A 20,793-nucleotide genomic window follows, 5' to 3' on the forward strand; every position below is an offset into this window, starting at 1 on the left:
TAGACTTATTTCGCCACAAAAGCGCGTTCAATCACGTAATCACCTGGCACGCCGATTCTGGGGGATTCTACAAAACCTCTAGCGTTCAGCAACTCGGACGTATCCGCCAACATTTGCGGGCTACCACAAATCATCGCACGGTCGTTCGCAGGGTCTAGCGGAGGTAAACCAATATCTTCAAATAACTTACCTGAGTTAATTAAATCGGTTAATCTGCCTTGGTTGCGGAATGGTTCACGTGTAACAGTCGGGTAGTAGATTAACTTCTCACGTACCAACTCACCGAAAAACTCGTTATTTGGTAACTCTTTTTCAATAAAGTCTGCATAAGCAAGTTCGCTTACATGGCGCACGCCATGAATCAGTACAACCTTTTCAAATCTCTCATAAACGTCAATATCTTGAATCAGGCTGATAAAAGGCGCCAGACCAGTACCTGTTGATAAGAAATAAAGATTTTTTGCTGGTTTTAAATCATGAATAACCAGTGTGCCAGTTGGTTTACGGCCAATCAAAATGTCGTCACCTATTTTTAAATGTTGCAAGCGCGAAGTGAGTGGGCCATTCTGTACTTTAATGCTGAAAAACTCTAGATGTTCTTCATAGTTTGGGCTGGCAACGCTATAGGCGCGCGCTAAAGGGCGCCCTTCAACCTCAAGGCCAATCATCACAAACTGGCCATTCTCAAAACGCAAACCTGGGTCACGCGTGGTTTTAAAACTAAACAGGCTGTCATTCCAGTGATGAACGCTCAAAACGCGTTCGGTAGAGTATTTGCTCATAAGTTAGTGTTTTCTATAGGTAATATTTTATTGTGATAGTCGGCAGCTGTTGCATTAATTGCGGCTATTAACCTCTTCTGTTAATTTGGGCACGACGTCAAAAAGATCTGCTACCAAGCCATAATCGGCTACTTGAAAGATAGGTGCATCGGGATCTTGGTTAATTGCGACTATGATTTTACTATCTTTCATACCATATGTGTGCTGAACTGCACCAGAAACACCAATTGCAAAATAAAGTTCGGGCGCGACCACGACGCCCGTTTGGCCTACTTGAATATCATTTGGCGCATATCCAGCATCCACTGCGGCACGGGTAGCACCTAAAGCTGCACCAAGCTTAGCCGCTAGTGGTGATAGAACTTCTTCAAATTTTTCAGCGCTGCCTAATGATCTGCCACCGGATATGACAATCTTAGCGGAACTTAATGCTGGCCTGTGCGATAGGTTATGTGTTTCACTGACCCAGCGCGTTTTAGTAAAAGCTGCTGGCGCATCAATATTGATAATCTCAGTGTTCGCACCAAGGCTTGCCGCCGCAAAATTACTGCCGTGTATGGTTAAAACCTGTGTTTTATCAATACTTTGAACCACATAATGCACATTGCCAGCATAGCATGAGCGTGTATAGGTATTGTCCGCCTGAATCGTTAATGCATTTGAAATCATCGCCACATCCAATAAAGCACTAACACGCGGCAAGACATTGCGGCTATAAGAAGAATGCGATGCCAGAATGACTTGGTAATCTTCTGCAAGAGATACGACTAAATTGGCAATATCCTCCGCAAGCGGGTGTGCCAAGTGCGCGGCATTTGCATGAATCACCCGGGTAACGCCTTGAATTGAAGCCGCTGTTTGCAAAATAGCATCATTGCCGCCAGCCACCAATAAATCGATAGGCGCTTGCCAAAACTGCGCCGCAGTCACGGCTTGCTGCACTGCAGGGCTGAGTTCTTTGCCGTTATGTTCGGCTAGTATTAAAGTTTTCATAGCTGTATACCTTCATGGGCGCGCAATTTACTCACAAGTTCTTCCACGCTATTGACTTTGATGCCAGGTTTTCTAACCGGCGGTTCGTTAACTTTTAATAGTGTTAAGCGTGGTTGAATATCTAAACCTAACTCAGACGCGTTAATGCTTTCAATAGGTTTTTTTCTAGCCATCATCAAGTTTGGCAGTTTTACAAAGCGTGGTTCGTTAAGGCGCAAGTCAGCAGTAATAACAGCAGGTAAATCTAATGCGATTGTTTCTGTTCCACCATCTACTTCACGCGTTACAATCGCTTCGTTACCGTCTAGTTTGATGGTAGAGGCAAAGGTCGCCTGAGGATAGTCTAATAGTGCTGCCAATATTTGGCCCATCTGACCAGCGTCATCATCAATTGACTGTTTGCCCAGAATAATGAGATTAGCTTGTTCGCGTAACACAACCGCTTTTAACAGTTTGGCAACGCCTAAAGATTGCAGTTTTTCCGCGCTTTCAACTAGAATCGCGCGGTCAGCGCCCATTGCCAGCGCATGTCTTAACACGTCATGGTTGGCGGTAGAACCAAATGAAACCGCAATAACTTCGGTCGCTTTACCTTGTTCTTTTAAACGTAACGCTTCTTCAATTGCGTTTTCGTCAAACGGATTAACGCCCATTTTTACGCCGGCAATATCCACATCAGAACCATCTGGTTTAACACGTACTTTAATGTTGTAATCAACCACTCGTTTGACTGCGACCAGTATTTTCATAACGGCTTCCTTAACAATTAGCGCGTATTTTATAGTAAAATCAACTATATGTTAAATGGATTATAGTGATTATATATATCTGTAATATAGATATATATAATTGGAATATATAAATTAGTGAATGAAATATAGCTTAAGACAACTGGAGATTTTTGTGGCTATCAGCCGCACCGCAAGTGTATCGCGCGCGGCGGAAGAGTTGTCATTGTCGCAATCGGCCACCAGTACAGCATTGGGCGAGTTTGAAAAACAGTTTGATTTGCAATTGTTTGACCGTGTGAGCAAGTCGCTACGCATTAATGAAGTGGGCCAGCAATTGTTGCCGCGTGCGGTAGAGTTGCTGGATAGAGCCAAAGAGATTGAAGCATTATTGCAAGGCCATATTAGCTTTGGGCACATGAAGATTGGTGCAACCTTAACCGTGGGCAATTATCTGGTGACGATATTGGTTGCGCGTTTTTTGCAATCGCATCCCAATAGTCGCATTCAGTTACAGGTGCACAATACCAGTGCCATTGTGCAGAAAATTGCCAACCATGAATTGGATTTGGGCATGATTGAGGGCGATTGCGACCATCCTGATATTGAAGTGCAGCCTTGGTTGGCGGATGAGTTAGTGGTTTTTAGTGCGCCCGATCATCCATTGGCAAGCTTGCGTAAGGTCACAACAGAGCAGTTGTTGCTTGAGTCATGGATATTGCGCGAAAAAGGTTCTGGCACGCGCGAAACGTTTAATCGCGCTTTTCACAATTATAATGCCAGATTGAATATCCGGCTTGAGCTTGAACACACTGAAGCAATTAAGCTCGCGGTAGAATCGGGTCTGGGCATCGGTTGTATTTCCCGCTTGGCGCTCAAAGATGCATTCAAGCGCGGTAGTTTGGTGCCGCTTGCCACACCACAACTCGATTTAAGTCGATATTTTTGCTTTTTATGGCATAAGCAAAAATATCAGACAACTGCCATGCGCGAGTTTCTAACCTTATGCAAAGACCTGACTGCGGGTGTTAAAAGAAGTGATTTGGTTAATTTGCCAGAAGTTGCCTAAATAAAGCAAATCTGGCTATAACTAACCCGGTAACGATTCATATAATTAACCAATAGTGATAACAAATAATAATTAAACAAGATTCGAACAAGGAAGAATCATGCAACGTGATGTGATGAATTATGACGTGTTGATTGTAGGCGCAGGCCCAGCAGGCTTAGCAGCGGCAATTCGGCTTAAACAATTGGCGCAAAGCGCAGGTCAGGAATTGAGTGTCTGTGTTTTAGAAAAGGGCGCGGAAGTCGGCGCACATATTCTTTCTGGCGCGGTGATAGATCCAATCGCATTGAATGAGCTGATTCCAAATTGGCGTGAATTAGGTGCGCCGCTCAATACACCTGTCAGCGATGATGAGTTTTTAATACTAGGTCAAAGTCAATCCTGGGCTATTCCACACCGTTTATTGCCGCCGTTAATGAGCAATAAAGGTAACTTTATTGCCAGCCTTGGTGATGTTTGCCGCTGGCTGGGCGAACAAGCTGAAGGTTTGGGTGTTGAAATCTATGCCGGCTTTTCTGCGCAAGAAGTGCTGTATGAAAATGAGCAAGTGGTGGGCATTATCACGGGTGACATGGGGCGAGATACCAATGGCGAGCCAACCGCGCAGTTTGTGCAGGGTATTGAAATTCGGGCGCCTTATACCTTGATTGCAGAAGGTACGCGCGGCTCATTAACGCGTCAGTTAGAAGCACGCTTTAATCTGCGTCAAAACGCATCACCACAAAAATACGGCTTGGGTTTTAAAGAAGTATGGCGTGTTCCTGCTGAACAGCACAAGTTAGGCTTGGTGCAACATACTCTTGGCTGGCCGCTGAGCGCAGATACCGGTGGCGGTTCTTTTATCTATCATTATGGTGAGCAGTTGGTTTCCATCGGGTTTGTGGTGCATCTGGATTATGCCAATCCACATTTATCGCTGTTTGATGAGTTTCAACGTTTTAAAACACACCCTAAAATCAAAGCATTATTGCAAGGCGGAAAGCGCTTAAGTTATGGTGCCAGAGCAATTAGTGAAGGCGGCCTGCAATCGTTGCCCAATTTGATTTTTCCGGGTGGTGCGCTAATCGGTTGTAGCGCCGGCATGGTCAATGTGCCGCGTATTAAAGGCAGCCACAACGCGATGAAATCTGGCATGCTGGCGGCTGAAGCTGTTTTTGAAGCTTTTAATGGTAGCAAAGCAAACTTATTAAGCGCGTATCCAGAAGCACTGAAACAATCTTGGATATGGCAAGATTTGCATGCTGTGCGTAATGTAAAACCTTTATTATCAAGATTTGGCAGTTGGGCCGGTACCTTATTAGGTGGTATCGAAATGTGGTTGTCTGCATTCAAAATCACCATGCCTTGGACTTTGCAGCACAAAAAAGCTGACCATGATAGCCTTAAGCCTGCGGCTGAAATGCCTGTGATTCATTATCCAAAACCAGATGGCGTATTCAGTTTTGATAAGCTGAACTCCATTAATTTAAGCAATATTGCGCATGATGCAAATCAGCCTTGTCATTTAACATTAATAGATGCAAACGTGCCGATTAACATTAACCTGGCAAAATTTGATGCGCCGGAGCAGCGCTATTGCCCGGCTGGTGTGTACGAAATTGTGCAAAAGGATAATGCGCCGCAGCTGCAAATTAACGCGCAAAATTGCATTCATTGCAAAACGTGTGATATTAAAGACCCCACACAGAATATTGTATGGGTTCCGCCTGAAGGCGGCAGTGGGCCTGTTTACACCGGCATGTAACACTAGATTTTAAGGATACCGAATTAAATTTTCTTATTAAAACTTAATTAAAGTTTTAATCGAAATCATCCGCATCCGTTAATGCCGTTTTAACTGTACAGCCGAATGCATCATATCCTGCTTTCTCTAATTGGATGCGATATTCACACGTTGGCAAATGTCCTTCCAGTTTGCCGTTAATCACGGTGGTTTCTTCTTTGCAAAAAACGCAGCGATACCGATGCATCTGGTTTTCAAAATGTTCTTGTGGAAAATCAATGTAATATGGTTTTTTCATGGTTAATTCTCCGATATGTTCAATCAGATTATAAGACGATTTTTACCCATGCGCATCCCCGCGCTAAAACCCATCTAAATTTCAAGAGTTAAAGCCGTTAGCATAGGGCGCACTCGTTTACAGTGTGCCGTATGAAAGATGTGAGTTAACTGGATTCCCGCTGGGAGTGACAAATAAGAAGTAAAGCAATATCAATAAAGCTCATTAACAGAAGTGTTTACAGTATTAATAAAAAATATAAAAACATGAAAAGGTTTAAATTTTAGTTATTTCAAGCCTTCTTTGGCTTCTTCTGCGCTACATTTTGCAAACTGCTGTGCTGCATTTGCGTAGATAATCGCATCTGCGGCGTAGGTGTTGAGTTTTTTCATATAATCGTTAATTTTATCAATGTAGTTCTCGGCTTCGGTGCTTGAGCAATCGTGCTTGCCTGTACTTTTGTAGCCAGACATGCAAATGGGCAGCGATGGTTTTGCGCCAGGCGCATCTGGCGCACCAGGTGTTTCGCATGCGGCGTAAGCATGATGAACACTTAAGCTGAACAACAAGGCGGTACATATAGTAGAAATGGTTTTTTTCATGTTGGCTCTTATCTTTTGAATAACATGGTTTTATCGCGGATGATGCGTCAATAAATTACCGCTTAAGTATGTATATTTTTTGGCGCGTATTGCTTAACAATAAATTCACACATACCTTTTGCGAGTTCCTCTTCACCATAAAACACTTTGCCAATCTTGTCTTCTCTTAAGAATTTTGATTCGTCTTCATTATGCGTTCTGAGGACAATTTCAATTCCAGGTTGAAGAGTTTTTGCCGTTTCCACCATTTTTCGCACATCAATTGTATCTGGTGTGGCAATCACCAACATGGACGCATTTGCAATATGTGCTTGGATTAACACGCTTGGCTCAGAGGCATTGCCTGATACAGCGGGCAATCCTTTCTTACGCAAGTTTTCGACGAGCTCTCTATTTTCTTCGGCTACAACAAAAGGAATGTTGTTATTGGTTAATGCTTCAGCGATGCGTTTGCCCACTCTGCCATAGCCTACCAGCACCACTTGGCCTTCTAGGTATTTTCGTTCTGTACTCATGGGTAGTTCTGAGAATGGATCGGTGCGCTTTTCAAGGTGGCGAGCCAACTCTGAAAAGCTGAGCGCCCACTTTTTAAACGGCTTGATCATGGAGAATATCAGTGGATTCATGGCGATTGAAATTAAAGCGCCCGCCAAAATTAAGCTCATGCCTTGCGTGGGCAGAATGCCTAATGACAAGCCCAAACCCGCTAGAATAAAAGAAAACTCACCAATTTGCGCCAAGCTTGCCGCCACAGTAAGTGCAGTATTTAGTGGATAGCGGAATGCTAAAGTAATGACCATTGCAGCAATTGATTTGCCTAAAATAATGACAGCGACTACGGCTAATACGTTAAATGGTTGCTCTACTAAAATCGCTGGCTCAAATAGCATGCCTACCGATACAAAAAACAGCACTGCAAATGCGTCGCGCAACGGCAAAGACTCTTCTGCTGCTCGATGGCTGAATTCTGATTCGCGCATGACCATGCCAGCAAAAAACGCACCTAGCGCAAATGAAACGCTAAATAAATGGGCCGCGCCAAAAGCAATACCAATGGCAGCAGAAATAACGGCGAGAGTGAATAGTTCGCGCGAGCCAGTTTTTGCCACATGCCACAACAGCCATGGCAGTAGTCGTTTGCCGACTACTAGCATCAGCACAATAAAGGCGGTTACTTGTAAAAGGGTAAAGCCAATGGTTTGCCATAACGGGGTGGTAATGGTTTCTGTAGAGGCACCACCTAAAATAGCGGCTAAGGGCGGCATTAAAACTAACACTAGCACGGTTAACAGGTCTTCAACCACCAGCCAGCCGATGGCTATTTTGCCATTCATACTATCCAAAATGCCTCTAGATTCCAGCGCTTTTAACAACACCACAGTACTGGCGCACGATAGTGCCAAGCCGAATATCAGTCCTTCACCGAGTGTCCAGCCCCACCAGTGTGCGAGTGCCATGCCCAGTAGCGTGGCGAATGTCATTTGTACAAGGGCGCCAGGTAATGCAATGCGCCTAACGGACATTAAATCATTAATAGAAAAATGCAAACCAACACCAAACATCAGTAGCATGACGCCAATTTCAGCTAATTGAGAGGCAATCGCGACATCTGCCACAAAGCCTGGCGTTGCTGGGCCAATGAGAATGCCTGCCAATAAATAGCCGACCAACGCGGGCAGTTTGCAACGCTCTGCAATGAAACCCAAAATAAGTGCCAGCCCAAAGCCTGCAGAGATAGTGGTGATAAGTGTTAAATTATGATCCATAGGTTTTTATCGTTAGATTTTTTATTAAATTGTGATATTTAGATGATTAATTGCGTTAAGAGTGATTGATTTTTTTTATTATAATCTAGTAAAGGCGTTACCTTTTTATAAATATATCATCTCAATATGACGCAGTTGTTATAGTGAACAGAATGAAACTGAGTGTTTTTTAAGTTTCTGGTGCTTAGATTTAATGGATAAGTGATTGATTTTTAATTGAATAATTAGGTTTTTTGTTAATGCGGGCCTTGGTTCTCAATGTTGTGCAATATTGGAATCAGTATTTGTTCAATGGATGGCAGTGTTAGTGATAATCGCCAGCAAAACACACTAATTACTGTAACAATAAGCGCGGCTCCTGCGAATCTGCGCCACGTCCAATGCGTGGGCGGTGTATAAGTCGCGAGTAGTAGAATGCCGCCGATAATCGTCACCGCATCAAAGCTAGCACGTTGCCAATAACTGCCGCCCAAATGCAACCACATGCCAAACTCATCAAAAGTTAACGCCAAACCTACGCCATAGGTAACTGCAATGACACTTAACCATTTTTTTGAAGGTGTAGTAAATAGCAGCACGGCACCGACCACGGAAAGTAGAAAAATGCCGTAGTTCAAATGATGAACGTGTGTGCCGCCAATATGCAGAAATAAATCTGGAATATCGCGCGTCATAATTAATAGCACAATAATGCGCGCGCTGGCAAAAGTGACGACAAAGCTTGTGAGTACAAGTCTTTGAAGGTGTTTAGAAGCGTTAAGGTATTTTTTAAGCATGGTTTGAAAGCGTTATCTTAAGCGTTTAATTTAAGCATTTTATAAAGACAGTTTAACGCTAAATTTTTCTCACTAACGCTATAAGTTGTAATGGTTTGCAAAATCACCACGTATTTCAAAAGCTGCCTTTATTCACGCGTAATCGTGGGCGCTTTCTTAGCGGTGGCGCTGCCAGAAGATGTGCTATAAGTCACCGCACAAATGACAATAAGCGCCCCCATTAATTGCGCCAAATTAGGCGGAATTCCTTCAAAAGTGGCGATGACAATTGAAGTGACAGGGACGAGATTCATAAATATAGCTGCTTTAGCGGGTCCCAGTTTAGCGATGCCTGCATTCCAGAATAAATAAGACAACACACCGCCGCAAATGCTCATGATAAGTAATGCCGAGCCAGCATGCATGCTAGGTAAAATAAACGCATCACCATGAATAACCGCAACCAGCGTTAATGCTAATGCGCCAACCGACATGATGCCTGCGGTGCTGGCGATACTACTGACATCGCTAGGCATAATTTTACGCACCAGCACGTTATAAAAAGCCCAGCTTAAATTAGCAATAAAGATAAAAATGTCGCCAGTTGATACCCGCAAAGTGGCGCCTGCGCCAAGTACGACAATGGCCACACCAATAATGCCAATGGGAAATGCCAGCATTTGCCGATTATTGGGCTTATCCTTTAAGACAAAAAAAGCGATAACGGCTGTTAATAGCGGGTTAAGTGCCATAATCAGCGCGCCATTGACGGCTGAAGTTGTTTGCATGCCCATAAAGAAAAATAAATTAAAGCCAAACACGCCAACTATGCCAAGCGTGAGATAGGTTTTGAAATAACGCGCAGGAATGCGCTCACCCTTAAATTTCACAATCATCAACATAATGGCTGCCGCCAAAAGATAACGAGTCGCGCCTGCAATATAAGGCCCCATTTCTGCAACGACTGGTTTTGCCAAGTTAAAATTGGCGCCCCAAAATATGGCGGCAAGTGCGGTTGATAAATAGGTCCTTAACAAAACATCATCCCTGTGTCGTAAATACTTGGTGTTAAATAAATGAAAAAGCCATCTTCAAGCTTAAAATCATGAGCAGTACGCCGAATATTTTTTTCAATATTTGAATCGGTAAGCGTTGCGTGAGCTTTGCGCCCAGCGGCGCAGTAAAGTAACTTGGAATCGCCACCAGCAATACTGCTGGCAAATAAATATAGCCCCAGGTGTGTTCTGCTGTGGTGTTGTTTAACATGCCATTGATTAAATAACCCAGCGTACCAGCAACCGAAATGTAAAAACCCAATGCTGCGGATGTACCGATTGCGCTTCTAATATCAATACCGCGCCAAGTTAAATACGGCACAGTGAGTGAGCCTCCGCCAATGGAGACCAATGCGGAAACTGCACCTATGCCTAGCGTGACCAATCTTAGTTCAGTTTTATTAATTTCCCCCGTACTTGACGGCGCTTTGCTTTTTTTAAACATTTGCATGGATACATAAGCCATAAAAACGGCAAAAAATATGGCTAAGGCTTTTGAGCTTAAGTAAGCGGTTAAAAAAGTGGCTGAAAATGTGCCAACAATCATGCCGATAGACATTATTTTTGCCAGCGACCAAACTACCGCGCCATTTTTATGGTGCGAGCGCATGCTGGAAAATGAAGTTAAAGCGATGCAAGCCATTGAAGTGCCGAGTGCAAGATGTACAACACTGTCTTTTGGAACACCTTGGTAAATGAAAATGGAGGTTAAAACAGGCACTAAAATACCGCCACCGCCAATGCCAAGTAAACCTGCCATCACGCCGACAAAAGCGCCCAGCACCACAAATGCGACAATTAATTCAACGCCCACTCAATAACCTTTCTAATTTTAATTTAACCGCCAAAACGCTTGTAGATTCTCTGATATTAATGGGTAAAACGGCATTAAGTAGCAAGTAAGCATTATCTTTTTGACGTCAGAAACAGGCTTAATATTGCACCCGCCAATGCAAATAATGCACCAATCGCAAACGCCAATTGATAACCGCCATTTAGCGCGGTTACCGCGCTTATCCCATTATCTGCTAAATGGCGTGTGTGCATTGCCGCCAAGCTCGCCAGTATCGCTAAACCTAATGCGCCGCCCATCATGAACGAAGTATTAATCACGCCAGAAGCCAAGCCAGAGTCACTCGGCTCTACATCGTTCATCGCCGCCAGCAACATCGGGTTAAAGGCGATGCCAGCGCCCAAGCCAAGCAACAACATGCCTGGTAATACATCGATTGTAAAATTTCCTTCTAATGGCAAGCGAGCAAACAGCGCAAGCCCAATCGCTGCAAATAACAGACCAGATGCGAGCGGTATTTTTAAGCCAAAACGCATGATTAACCTGGCTGAAATGCCCAGCGAAAAAGCTGCCATAATTAAGTTGGCAGGTAAAAAAGCCAAGCCTACTTGTAATGCACTGTAACCAAGCACCGATTGCATATACAGGGCCGAAATAAAGAACCAGGCAAACATTGACGCTGCCCATAAAACAGCAGTCACATTGGCTATGGCAAGATTATGCAATCGAAATATACCAAGTGGAATCAAAGGTGTTTTGACGCGCTGCTCAATCAAGATAAAAGCAATCAACAAGGCCGCAGAAAGCAACAATAGCATAATCGTTTGCATAGAGGTCCAGCCAGCTTCGTTACCATTGACGATAGCATAAACAGCCAACATGAGTGATGCGGTGATTGTGAATGCTCCGCCCACATCGTGACTTGTTGCGTCTGTTTGTGTTTGATCGCGCGGCAATAATTGCATGCAAAGCACGTATACCGCAATGCCGATTGGTAAGTTCACCAAAAATATCCAATGCCAGCTGAATGCGCTTGTTAATAAGCCGCCAAGTAATACACCAATACTACCGCCGCCTGCACACACAAAACCATAAACGCCCATCGCTTTTGCACGCTCATTCGGCTCTGTAAATAAATCCATAATCAGCGATAACGCGACGGCTGAAACCACGGCACCACCTAACCCTTGTATAGCTCTGGCGACGATTAACACATTTTGAGAATTCGCAATTCCACAGGCAAGCGATGCAAGGACAAAAAGCGTTAATCCAATGAGAAATACTTTACGATGCCCGTAAAAATCGCCTAACCGTCCGCCTAACAGCAAAAATCCGCCGAAAGTGAGCATGTACGCATTCACCACCCATACCAATGACGTTTCACTGAAACCTAAATCGATGCGTATAGACGGCAATGCTACATTGACGATTGTTGTATCCAGCACGATCATTAATTCGCCAAGGCAAAGCACAATAAGCGTTAACCACTGTTTATTATGTGGCGTTATTTGTAACATTTAAAATCTCCTGCGGGCATTTTTTGCTAAAGCGACATCATATATGACTCGCTGATTTGTGTTGTTAGTAGGCGCTGTTTAACGCGTCATGCAATGAACAATCTGAACTTAGTGGATAATTGGCTTTCTCAAAGTTATCCATTATTTTTGCACAGGATACTGAATGCGTCGCTATTTACTTGTTTTTACTTTAACTTCACTCTCATTGGCAGTCAGTGCTAATTCTGCCGAAACTCCGATGAAACCTGGCTTGTGGGAAATGACGACCACTTCTAATCTATTGAGCCTTGCAGCACAAATTCCACCAGATCAAATGGAAAATATTAATCAATTAGCCAAAGAATACGGTTTTGAAATGCCAGCCATTCAAAATGGCGCAGCAAAGTCGAACGCCTGTATTACGCAAGAAATGGCGAATAAAAAAATTATGCCAAGCTCTTTTCAAGAGCAAGCGGGTTGTACAGTCAATAAAGCAACGCAAAACGGCAATAGCTATCGTGTGGAATTCGTCTGCAAAAATCCGCAATTAGATGGCAGCGGGGTGGCAGAAGGCACTTTTACCAATACAGAAAACTTTACAGGGCAAACCGTATTTAATGGAACGGTGCAAGGCAACCCGATTAAGGAACAGGCCAATATGAGTGGTAAGTGGGTTGGTACCAATTGTGGCAGCACAAAGCCGTTGCCACAATAATACAATCAAACCATTTCCCATGTTGCGGGCATTGACGCAATCAAATGACTCACAAATGTTTTTACTTTTAGGGTCATCGCGTGTTGGTCGCGAAAACAAGCATAAAACTCCAGAGGTTCGCTGTCGGAATGTGTCGGCAAGCTATTGGCTTTCGATTGTTGAAATAAAGCCACCAATTGACCATTTCTAATTAAAGGGTTTGCAATAAATTCAGCAAGTCTTGTAATGCCGGCGCCACCAATGGCGAGTTCAGCTAGTGAGTTTATGTCATTGCTGATGATAAATGGTTTAATCTCAGGTTCAAATCGCAAGGCATCTCGCACAAATCCCCAGTTCATTAGCCGTCCATTCATCGGCATTCTGAACATCAGGCAATCATGATGTTGCAATTCTTCAGGCGCATTGGGCTGACTTTTCCGTGCAATATAAGCAGGTGATGCACAATATATAACTGGAACAGTGGCAATCTTTCTAGCAACCAGACCAAGCTCCAATTGTTGCTTGAATCGAATGCTGATGTCGATATCCTCTTTAACATGGTCAACATTGCGGTCTGTCAAAACCAGTTCAATGGATAATCTGGGGTGCAGCGCAGTGAATGTTGGAACAATCGAAGACAGCACATGGCGACCAAATGCAGCAGATGCTGCTATTTTTAATCGCCCTTGAGGTTCTCCGTGAAATTCAGTGACTAGTGACTTTGCGCTTTCAATATCACTGATGATGTGACGCACCTTGGCATAATAAATTTCGCCAGCCTCGGTTAAGGCTAGACTACGTGTTGTACGCTTGAGTAAGCGCGCGTTTAATGACGATTCAAGCCTTAAAATGTTCTGACTCGCTGCCGCTGGGGTGATGCCTTGCATGCGAGCGGCAGCGGCAATGCTTCCACCTTCAATTGCTTTAACAAAACTTTCAATACTTCTTAATGTATCCATATTCACTATCGAAGTTATATGATTATTCGATAGTTTATCTTGTTAATGCATATAGTGTTAACACTCTACCGGCTCGTAGGTTTTACCATTAAGATTCATGACTTAACTTTTAATCGTTTAAGTTTTAATCAATAAGGGCTCGGATGGAAATAAAAATTCCCAAGCGCTATACACATTACGTATTTGCGTTCTTTATGGCTGGCATCATGGCATTTTTGATGTGCATGGTGATTGTTGCTGCCAATAGCGGGTTAAGTGCTGATTATTTACCGCGTGTCATACGCGCCTATACATTGGCGATGCCTGTCGCATTTGTATGTGTGCTGGTTGTTAGGCCGATTGTAGTTAAGCTTGTTACTTTAGTAGTGAGAGCGCATTAATGACATTGTTTGCTTAACTTTTCTACACAGTGTTTTTTGCTGGTTTCGTCCATCGATTGATTTTAAAGGTGCTACTACTCGTTCAATAGGTGGCCTAATTTATCTTTTTTTGTTTGCAGGTAATGTTTGTTTGATTCGTTTGAGATGATTTTTAGTGGCACAAGGCTATTCACCAACGTGCCATGTGTTTTTAATGCACCGCATTTGGCTGGATTATTGCTCATTAACCGAATGGATTTAACCTGCAAGTCGTGTAGTATTTCTGCGGCAATATCAAATGTACGGCTATCAATAGGCAGGCCAAGTGCAAGATTGGCTTCAACAGTATCCAGACCCTCATCCTGCAGCGCATAGGCACGAATTTTATTGGCTAAACCAATGCCCCTGCCCTCATGGTCTCGTAGATAAACAATAACTCCCAAGCCTTCTGCAGCAATTAACTGTTGGGCGAGTTTAAGTTGCTCACCACAATCGCAGCGTTTTGAAGAGAATATATCCCCCGTTAAGCACTCTGAATGTACCCTGACGAGAACATTCTGTTGCAGGTGAACATTGCCCATTACCAGCGCTACGTGCTCCGTAGCCGTTGTAAGGTCTTGGTATAAATAGATTAAATAATCTCCAAATGCTGTTGGCAATTTGGATGTTGAAACTCGAGTGATGTTGCTCATTAATTTTCTTTAAGACTTAATATTTGGCGATTTATTTCAAAAAATTTAGCAATGGTTAGTTTAGTCATTATAAGCTTCAAAAATTAACTGAGTCATTATCTAAAATTATTATTTAAAAGCACTTAATTTAAGTTGTCTAACGTTCATAATATATTGTAGAATGCGCGTCCTGTTAGTTAAGCAGGGTGCTTAGCTCAGTTGGTAGAGCGTCGCCCTTACAAGGCGAATGTCAGCGGTTCGACCCCGTTAGCACCCACCATCACTAACATAATCGCCTTATGATTCATTTTAAGGGGTTTAAGTTTTTGTATTATTTAGATAATACAAATTAAGTAGTAAAAAACTGGAGTGGTAGTTCAGTTGGTTAGAATACCGGCCTGTCACGCCGGGGGTCGCGGGTTCGAGTCCCGTCCACTCCGCCAACAAGTCTGGGTTGAATCAGTGCTGATTCAGCTTAGCGCAAAAAGCCCCGTTGTTAACGGGGCTTTTTCTCTTTTTGAATCTCTGTAGTGCTTAAAGTTATCTTAATTTTGAATTTAGCTCTTTTCTCGGTGACGCTATTTTAAGAACCTTTAGCCTCTCTTGGACAAGCCCAAGAGTGACTTCTAAGTATTCCAATCATTAGGAAGCGCCTGTCCTAATGTACATTTTCCCTTTACTGAGTTGGATTGTCGGCTTGCAAAAGCTTTTGTGTTTCAATCGCAATTACTACGCGGCGATTAGGTTGCAGGCAATCAATTACTTTTTTGCTTCGTGTGCCAGGGCAATTGACGATCGGATCACTCGAGCCTTTTCCGATAGTGCGTAATCGACTCTCGGCGACACCTTGATTTACTAGGTACTCTTTAACAGCGTTTGCTCTAGATAAAGAAAGCCTGTCATTTAGTTGCTTGCTCCCCAATCTATCTGTATGACCTTCAATTGTGACGCTAGTCACTTCTGGGTGCTCGATCATTTTGTTGGCGATTTTTGTTTTTAATTCGTATTTGCCCGTTTCAGATAACGTGTCGCTGTTCAGTGCAAATAATGCGCTACCGTTAAATGTCTGTTTCTCAAAAATAAGTGGTGCTGGTGGTGGCACAACAGGTGCTGGTTCGTATTTTATTACTTCCACTATTTTCTCAACAGGCGCTGCTACAGGTTCTGGCGCAGCAATTATTGCAGGCTTGCCGCCAAACCGATACAGCAGTCCGAAGTTTAATTGATTGTTCGCTGATGAGCCTTTTGAATGACTTAGCTCACTGGTACCCACTTCTACATCACTGAAGATTCTTCTGAAATCTGCTTGTATACCTAATTTATCATTTAGTAAGTATTGAAAGCCAATACCAACATTGCCGGCAAAAGAAGTGTTGGAGCCTGTTACTTTGCCTGTTGGTGTAAATCCTGGTGCGATATCGTAATTGATTTTATTGTTGGCCGCGCCAATACCGGCTAATAAGAATGGTCTGAATTTATCTCTGCTCAATAAATATAAAGCATCAACAGTAAAGTTTAGTTGTTTGTAATGACCGCCGCTAAATGATGGAGAGTCTTCTTTAGTTTTATTGTAGGAAAGGCCGGCCTGTATGTCGATATTGTCAGTTACTTCTTTACCCAGTCTAAAATGTACACCTGGCGTGTCATCCTTTGCATCTAAATCTGCATCTGGGTAAAACAGGCCAGAACCACCAATTGCATACCAGGACTCTGTAGAAAATGGGGTGGCGTCAGCAGCATAAGCATGACCAAAGCTCATTAGTGTGGTTGCAGTTAACGCGACATTGAAAGCTTTTTTGTTAGCAAGCATTAGCTTTTTAAAAGTAAGCATAATATTTAGTTTCCCTTATTTAAGTATTTTATTGGAGGCTATCTAAGTAGTGTTTACCGATAAACATTCACACCTCTACTTAAAGCCTGATTAGTTAACAGCGGCTTAATAATTCATACAGCTATGATAGCACTATGCATTCAACTAAATAGTAAAAATGATACATCAATTATGATGAATTTTACTAGTTAATACGCTAATTAAGACATTTCCCCCGTTTTATATATAGTTTTTACAAAAAAAACTTGACCTTTCCTTATTAAATGATAAAAATGATAATAACGGTGTCTGGGGTTAATGGACATTAAAACGGATTGTAGTTTTTACTAAGGGAGTCTTTATCATGGCGATAAAATTAAAGTACAAAGTTATTCCATTGCTTCTATCATCATTATTGGTGGTCGGTTGCAGTAGTGTGAACAGTGATGGCTTGGGTGCGATTGTTAAACCAACACCAACACCAACACCAACACCAACACCAACACCAACACCAACACCAACACCAACACCAACACCAACACCAACACCAACACCAACACCAACACCAACACCAACGCCAACGCCAACGCCAACGCCAACGCCAACGCCAACGCCATTAACATTGTTGGATCCAATCATTGGTGCCGGTGGGTTGTTGCCGCTAACATCGCCTACAGGAGGCTCACAAACGGTATTAGATCCACTTGTTGGTCCTGGTGGTTTGTTGCCATTGACTTCAGGTAATACTACTGGCACGACAGGCGCACTATTAGATCCAGTCATTGGCCCTGATGGCTTGTTGCCACTGACTACTCCAGCTGGGGGTTCACAAACGTTATTAGATCCAGTCATTGGTCCTGACGGCTTGTTACCACTGACTAGCGGAAACACTGGAACTAGCTCACCATTAGATGGTTTGCTTGCTCCGGCGACAGGTTTATTGGCACCAGTTACTGGCTTGCTAACTCCAGTGACAGGCGCACTAGCTCCAGTTACTGGTGGATTATTAGATCCAATCGTCGGTCAGGGTGGTTTATTACCATTAACCACGCCAGCTGGTGGGCCATCAGCCTTATTAGATCCAGTTATTGGACCTACAGGCTTACTGCCACTTACTAGTGGAAGCGCAGGTACCAATTCTCCAGTTACGGATTTGTTAGCGCCAGTAACAGGCTTGCTCACTCCAGTGACGGGCGCACTAACTCCGGTTACTGGTGGATTGCTTGACCCAATCGTCGGTCAAGGTGGTTTACTGCCATTAACTACGCCAGCTGGCGGAACTTCGGCACTGTTAGACCCTGTTATTGGCCCTACAGGCTTACTACCACTTACTAGTGGCAGTGCTGCTGGTGCCAGCTCACCGGTCACGGACTTGTTAGCGCCAGTAACAGGATTACTAGGTGGTAATGGTGCGGGTAACGTCCTTGCCCCAATAACTGGATTATTGGGCGGTGCTGGCACAGGCGACTTGCTTGCTCCAGTGACTGGCTTGTTAGGCGGCAATGGCGCAGGAGATTTACTAGCTCCAGTGACTGGATTATTAGGTGGTAGCGGTGCCGGTGACTTACTAGCACCCGTAACAGGCTTGCTAACTCCAGTGACAGGCGCACTAGCTCCGGTTACTGGTGGATTATTGGACCCAATCGTCGGTCAGGGTGGTTTATTACCATTAACCACACCAGTTGGGGGAACTTCAGCACTGTTAGATCCGGTTATTGGGCCTACAGGTTTACTACCACTCACAAGTGGAAGCGCGGGCACCAGTTCACCAGTTACTAACTTATTAGCACCAGTAACAGATTTACTAGGTGGTGCTGGCACAGGCGACTTGCTTGCTCCAGTGACTGGTTTGTTAGGCGGCAATGGCGCGGGGGATTTGCTAGCTCCGGTGACGGGATTGTTGGGTGGCAATGGTACGGGTGATTTACTTGCGCCAGTCACTGGCTTATTGGGCGGCAATGGCGCGGGAGATTTACTAGCTCCGGTGACGGGATTGTTGGGTGGCAATGGTACGGGTGACTTACTTGCCCCTGTAACCGGTTTATTAGGCGGTAGTGGTGCTGGCGACTTGCTTGCACCAGTGACTGGTCTATTAGCTGGTAGTGGGGCAGGGAATGTACTGGCACCAGTAACAGGTTTATTAACTCCAGTGACAGGCGCGCTAGCTCCGGTTACTGGTGGATTGTTAGACCCAATCGTCGGTCAAGGTGGTTTGTTGCCATTAACTACACCAGCTGGTGGATCTTCAGCACTGTTAGATCCAGTTATTGGACCTACAGGCTTACTGCCACTTACTAGTGGCAGTGCTGGTACTAGCTCACCAGCTACAAACTTATTAGCACCAGTCACTGGCTTATTAGGCGGCAATGGTGCGGGTAATGTCCTTGCTCCAGTCACTGGATTATTAGCGCCGGTGACAGGTTTATTGGGTGGATTGTAATTAATCTTAACCACTAATCGAACCTTAGCGCTGCTTAACAGCGTTAAGGTTTTTTTATATTAAGTCTAAGAGTTAATCGCATGATAAAACGCCTCACATCTTTTTTTCAATTTGTTATCTTAGTATCTAGCTTTGTATTTGCTCAGCAGGTATATGCAAACGCTAACCCCGAAGATACTTTACCTAAAGTTGAAAGGGCAAAGCCAACTGCAAGTAGTCCTGTTGATATCAAACGCCCAACGGAGTCGGTTGACCCTAAATTACAACAGCTATTGGCAACCAAGTTGACTGTTGAAAACTTTGATATTCAAGGAGTTAAATCAATTCCATTTGAAGAAGTGAACGCCGTTTTTAAGCCTTATTTAAATCAATCACTCACTTTAAAGGAAGTGATTGATTTAGCGAGTAATGTCACAAAGATTTATGCAAATAAAGGTTATCCACTATCGTTTGCCTATATTCCAGCTCAAGATTTTAGTCATCACAAAGTGACTGTTTTAGTGATCGAGGGCTACGTTGGCACTGTCAGTCTCAAGGGAGATTTTGGGCCGACAGAAAGTAAAATTCGCTCTATTGTTGAGCCTATGCTGCAGGAAAAACCGTTAACCCAAAAGACGATGGAGCGCAGCAATAGTTTGCTGTCATTGGTACCTGGTTTGGCTATTCAGGCGTCGTTACAGTTACCAGAAAGACGCGATGGCGCATCGGAATTAAAGATTGTAGCCAGCAGAAAATTAATATCAGCAGGCCTTAATCTTGAATCTTTAAAACCTGTAGCGCGTGCGGTTATAACAGTACAGGGTGGCGGCCAAACTGCAGCCGCAGAGCAGTTTTCATTTTCCACATTAGCATCGCAACAAGATGAGGAATATTACGCTGCTTCCTATTCGCAAATGATTGGCAGCAAAGGTTTAGTGTTAAGGCTTAATAGCTCCATGTATCAGGGGAATTCTGATGGCCAATTGCCGTCTGGTCTAACTCGGGATATCTTTTCCTTAAGGTTAAGCTCATCGTTAAGCTATCCTATATTGATTAATCGGAATGAAAGTTTAATTGGCACCGTTGCTTTATCGACAACAAATTACGAAGATAAAATACAGAGTCAGGATACATTTCGCAGCATTACCCAAAAAACAAATTCAAGAGCACTGTCAGTAGGCGCTGCGTACTCTACGTTAAGCGCATCGCAGAGTCGGCGCTTGCAGCTTACTTTAACCAAAGGCCTTGATATTTTAGGGGCGTCAAAAAGTGCTAAAACCAATTTTGCTTTTAATCAGAAACTGGTTAATCCTGACAATATCGATTTCACAAAGTTAAATCTTTCTCTCTCACAAAATAATGCTTTTTCATACGGATTAGGTACGGCTATATCGCTTAATGCACAGTATAGCGATAATCAATTGCCATTGTCTGAACGTATCCAGTTTGGTGGGTATCAATATGGCCGCGCATTTGCACCTGGCTTTTTATCTGGAGATTCCGGCTGGGGTTTAGCGCTTGAGCTGAATAAACAGTTGCCAGTGTTTTATGATTTTTCATATTTCAAGTTGGTGGCGATTCAGCCTTATGCCTTATTCGAATCAGCCCGAACGATTCAAAATTTCGAGGCAATTGATCGCACGAATATTGAACGCATGACATCGATAGCACTGGGTTTGCGCCTTAAAGCAGACGTAGGTGGCACGGTGGATCTTTCACTAGCAAAAGCACTCAGTAGTAAAAGCCTGAATAATGCGCCTAATGATGTGACGTTTAGCATGAACTATGGATTACTATTGAATTGATCGTGTGTATTTGAATATCCATGAAAGATGATTGTTA

19 protein-coding genes and 2 tRNA genes are annotated in these 20,793 nt (G+C 43.6%); 8 read left to right on the forward strand and 13 right to left on the reverse strand.

Features of this window, described 5'->3' with window-relative positions:
- Positions 1-5: 5 nt before the first annotated feature.
- From K370_RS09855 to K370_RS09865, 3 genes are read right to left on the reverse strand one after another with little or no spacing between them, the layout of a single operon-like run.
- Positions 6-782: a ferredoxin--NADP reductase gene (locus tag K370_RS09855; RefSeq protein WP_047541242.1), complete on the reverse strand. Its 777-nt coding sequence runs from the start codon at positions 780-782 to the stop codon at positions 6-8.
- A gap of 54 nt (positions 783-836) precedes the next feature.
- Positions 837-1,775, reverse strand: coding sequence for an FAD-binding protein (locus K370_RS09860; RefSeq protein ID WP_047541244.1), 939 nt, complete (start codon positions 1,773-1,775; stop codon positions 837-839).
- Positions 1,772-2,524 carry an electron transfer flavoprotein subunit beta/FixA family protein gene (locus tag K370_RS09865; RefSeq protein WP_047541246.1) on the reverse strand — a complete coding sequence of 251 codons (753 nt, stop codon included), beginning with the start codon at positions 2,522-2,524 and terminating at the stop codon, positions 1,772-1,774. Before K370_RS09865 ends, K370_RS09860 begins: the two co-directional genes overlap by 4 nt.
- A 121-nt stretch (positions 2,525-2,645) precedes the next feature.
- On the opposite strand from K370_RS09865, the gene K370_RS09870 reads away from it, so the two are divergent.
- The gene (locus K370_RS09870) at positions 2,646-3,572 is read left to right on the forward strand and encodes a LysR family transcriptional regulator (protein WP_047541248.1); all 927 of its coding nucleotides are present in this window, start codon (positions 2,646-2,648) and stop codon (positions 3,570-3,572) included.
- Between the two features lie 100 nt (positions 3,573-3,672).
- Positions 3,673-5,316 carry an electron transfer flavoprotein-ubiquinone oxidoreductase gene (locus tag K370_RS09875; RefSeq protein ID WP_047541250.1) on the forward strand — a complete coding sequence of 548 codons (1,644 nt, stop codon included), beginning with the start codon at positions 3,673-3,675 and terminating at the stop codon, positions 5,314-5,316.
- Between the two features lie 55 nt (positions 5,317-5,371).
- Here K370_RS09875 and K370_RS09880 read toward each other — a convergent pair whose 3' ends face one another.
- The 7 genes from K370_RS09880 to K370_RS09910 all read right to left on the reverse strand — a co-directional run bounded on the left by K370_RS09880 (position 5,372) and on the right by K370_RS09910 (position 12,060).
- Positions 5,372-5,593, reverse strand: a complete 222-nt coding sequence (locus K370_RS09880; RefSeq protein ID WP_047541252.1) for a hypothetical protein — start codon at positions 5,591-5,593, stop codon at positions 5,372-5,374.
- A 266-nt stretch (positions 5,594-5,859) separates the two neighbouring features.
- Positions 5,860-6,174, reverse strand: coding sequence for a hypothetical protein (locus tag K370_RS09885; RefSeq protein WP_047541254.1), 315 nt, complete (start codon positions 6,172-6,174; stop codon positions 5,860-5,862).
- 62 nt (positions 6,175-6,236) lie between these two features.
- The gene (gene ybaL, locus K370_RS09890; RefSeq protein ID WP_047541255.1) at positions 6,237-7,940 is read right to left on the reverse strand and encodes a YbaL family putative K(+) efflux transporter; all 1,704 of its coding nucleotides are present in this window, start codon (positions 7,938-7,940) and stop codon (positions 6,237-6,239) included.
- Positions 7,941-8,176: 236 nt separating this feature from the next.
- Complete coding sequence (locus K370_RS09895) at positions 8,177-8,716, reverse strand: hypothetical protein (protein WP_047541257.1); 540 nt, start codon at positions 8,714-8,716, stop codon at positions 8,177-8,179.
- A 128-nt stretch (positions 8,717-8,844) separates the two neighbouring features.
- Complete coding sequence (locus tag K370_RS09900) at positions 8,845-9,732, reverse strand: DMT family transporter (RefSeq protein WP_047541259.1); 888 nt, start codon at positions 9,730-9,732, stop codon at positions 8,845-8,847.
- A 31-nt stretch (positions 9,733-9,763) separates the two neighbouring features.
- On the reverse strand, positions 9,764-10,564 hold the full coding sequence (locus tag K370_RS09905; protein WP_047541260.1) for a sulfite exporter TauE/SafE family protein: 801 nt from the start codon (positions 10,562-10,564) through the stop codon (positions 9,764-9,766).
- Positions 10,565-10,656: 92 nt separating this feature from the next.
- Positions 10,657-12,060, reverse strand: a complete 1,404-nt coding sequence (locus K370_RS09910) for an MFS transporter (protein ID WP_047541262.1) — start codon at positions 12,058-12,060, stop codon at positions 10,657-10,659.
- Positions 12,061-12,223: 163 nt separating this feature from the next.
- On the opposite strand from K370_RS09910, the gene K370_RS09915 reads away from it, so the two are divergent.
- Positions 12,224-12,754, forward strand: coding sequence for a DUF3617 domain-containing protein (locus K370_RS09915; protein ID WP_047541263.1), 531 nt, complete (start codon positions 12,224-12,226; stop codon positions 12,752-12,754).
- Between the two features lie 5 nt (positions 12,755-12,759).
- Here K370_RS09915 and K370_RS09920 read toward each other — a convergent pair whose 3' ends face one another.
- Positions 12,760-13,692 (reverse strand): LysR family transcriptional regulator, encoded by a 933-nt coding sequence (locus K370_RS09920; protein ID WP_047541265.1) that lies wholly within the window; start codon positions 13,690-13,692, stop codon positions 12,760-12,762.
- A 143-nt stretch (positions 13,693-13,835) separates the two neighbouring features.
- Between K370_RS09920 and K370_RS09925 the strand changes: the two genes are divergently transcribed.
- On the forward strand, positions 13,836-14,072 hold the full coding sequence (locus K370_RS09925; protein WP_047541266.1) for a DUF2798 domain-containing protein: 237 nt from the start codon (positions 13,836-13,838) through the stop codon (positions 14,070-14,072).
- Between the two features lie 74 nt (positions 14,073-14,146).
- Here the strand turns inward: K370_RS09925 and ribA are convergent, their stop codons facing one another.
- Complete coding sequence (ribA, locus tag K370_RS09930; protein WP_047541268.1) at positions 14,147-14,743, reverse strand: GTP cyclohydrolase II; 597 nt, start codon at positions 14,741-14,743, stop codon at positions 14,147-14,149.
- 183 nt (positions 14,744-14,926) lie between these two features.
- On the opposite strand from ribA, the gene K370_RS09935 reads away from it, so the two are divergent.
- A tRNA-Val gene (locus tag K370_RS09935) sits at positions 14,927-15,002 on the forward strand.
- A gap of 86 nt (positions 15,003-15,088) precedes the next feature.
- Positions 15,089-15,165 (forward strand) — tRNA-Asp (locus tag K370_RS09940).
- A 233-nt stretch (positions 15,166-15,398) separates the two neighbouring features.
- Here K370_RS09940 and K370_RS09945 read toward each other — a convergent pair.
- Positions 15,399-16,553 (reverse strand): OmpA family protein, encoded by a 1,155-nt coding sequence (locus K370_RS09945; RefSeq protein ID WP_052185217.1) that lies wholly within the window; start codon positions 16,551-16,553, stop codon positions 15,399-15,401.
- 343 nt (positions 16,554-16,896) lie between these two features.
- Here K370_RS09945 and K370_RS12300 point away from each other — a divergent pair, with 343 nt between their 5' ends.
- Both K370_RS12300 and K370_RS09955 read left to right on the forward strand, forming a co-directional pair.
- Positions 16,897-18,972 (forward strand): hypothetical protein, encoded by a 2,076-nt coding sequence (locus K370_RS12300; protein WP_047541270.1) that lies wholly within the window; start codon positions 16,897-16,899, stop codon positions 18,970-18,972.
- Between the two features lie 80 nt (positions 18,973-19,052).
- Positions 19,053-20,756: a ShlB/FhaC/HecB family hemolysin secretion/activation protein gene (locus tag K370_RS09955; protein WP_047541271.1), complete on the forward strand. Its 1,704-nt coding sequence runs from the start codon at positions 19,053-19,055 to the stop codon at positions 20,754-20,756.
- The last annotated feature ends 37 nt before the right edge of the window (positions 20,757-20,793 follow it).

It is taken from the genome of Methylotenera versatilis 7, assembly GCF_000799165.1.
GTDB lineage: Bacteria > Pseudomonadota > Gammaproteobacteria > Burkholderiales > Methylophilaceae > Methylotenera_A > Methylotenera_A versatilis_A.

Excerpts from the sequence above, each read along its gene's own strand:
- K370_RS09855 (WP_047541242.1), bottom strand. The coding sequence starts at position 782 with ATGAGCAAATACTCTACCGAACGCGTTTTGAGCGTTCATCACTGGAAT.
- K370_RS09860 (WP_047541244.1), bottom strand. The coding sequence starts at position 1,775 with ATGAAAACTTTAATACTAGCCGAACATAACGGCAAAGAACTCAGCCCT.
- K370_RS09865 (WP_047541246.1), bottom strand. The coding sequence starts at position 2,524 with ATGAAAATACTGGTCGCAGTCAAACGAGTGGTTGATTACAACATTAAA.
- K370_RS09870 (WP_047541248.1), top strand. The coding sequence starts at position 2,646 with ATGAAATATAGCTTAAGACAACTGGAGATTTTTGTGGCTATCAGCCGC.
- K370_RS09875 (WP_047541250.1), top strand. The coding sequence starts at position 3,673 with ATGCAACGTGATGTGATGAATTATGACGTGTTGATTGTAGGCGCAGGC.
- K370_RS09880 (WP_047541252.1), bottom strand. The coding sequence starts at position 5,593 with ATGAAAAAACCATATTACATTGATTTTCCACAAGAACATTTTGAAAAC.
- K370_RS09885 (WP_047541254.1), bottom strand. The coding sequence starts at position 6,174 with ATGAAAAAAACCATTTCTACTATATGTACCGCCTTGTTGTTCAGCTTA.
- ybaL (WP_047541255.1), bottom strand. The coding sequence starts at position 7,940 with ATGGATCATAATTTAACACTTATCACCACTATCTCTGCAGGCTTTGGG.
- K370_RS09895 (WP_047541257.1), bottom strand. The coding sequence starts at position 8,716 with ATGCTTAAAAAATACCTTAACGCTTCTAAACACCTTCAAAGACTTGTA.
- K370_RS09910 (WP_047541262.1), bottom strand. The coding sequence starts at position 12,060 with ATGTTACAAATAACGCCACATAATAAACAGTGGTTAACGCTTATTGTG.
- K370_RS09915 (WP_047541263.1), top strand. The coding sequence starts at position 12,224 with ATGCGTCGCTATTTACTTGTTTTTACTTTAACTTCACTCTCATTGGCA.
- K370_RS09920 (WP_047541265.1), bottom strand. The coding sequence starts at position 13,692 with ATGGATACATTAAGAAGTATTGAAAGTTTTGTTAAAGCAATTGAAGGT.
- K370_RS09925 (WP_047541266.1), top strand. The coding sequence starts at position 13,836 with ATGGAAATAAAAATTCCCAAGCGCTATACACATTACGTATTTGCGTTC.
- ribA (WP_047541268.1), bottom strand. The coding sequence starts at position 14,743 with ATGAGCAACATCACTCGAGTTTCAACATCCAAATTGCCAACAGCATTT.
- K370_RS09945 (WP_052185217.1), bottom strand. The coding sequence starts at position 16,553 with ATGCTTACTTTTAAAAAGCTAATGCTTGCTAACAAAAAAGCTTTCAAT.
- K370_RS12300 (WP_047541270.1), top strand. The coding sequence starts at position 16,897 with ATGGCGATAAAATTAAAGTACAAAGTTATTCCATTGCTTCTATCATCA.
- K370_RS09955 (WP_047541271.1), top strand. The coding sequence starts at position 19,053 with ATGATAAAACGCCTCACATCTTTTTTTCAATTTGTTATCTTAGTATCT.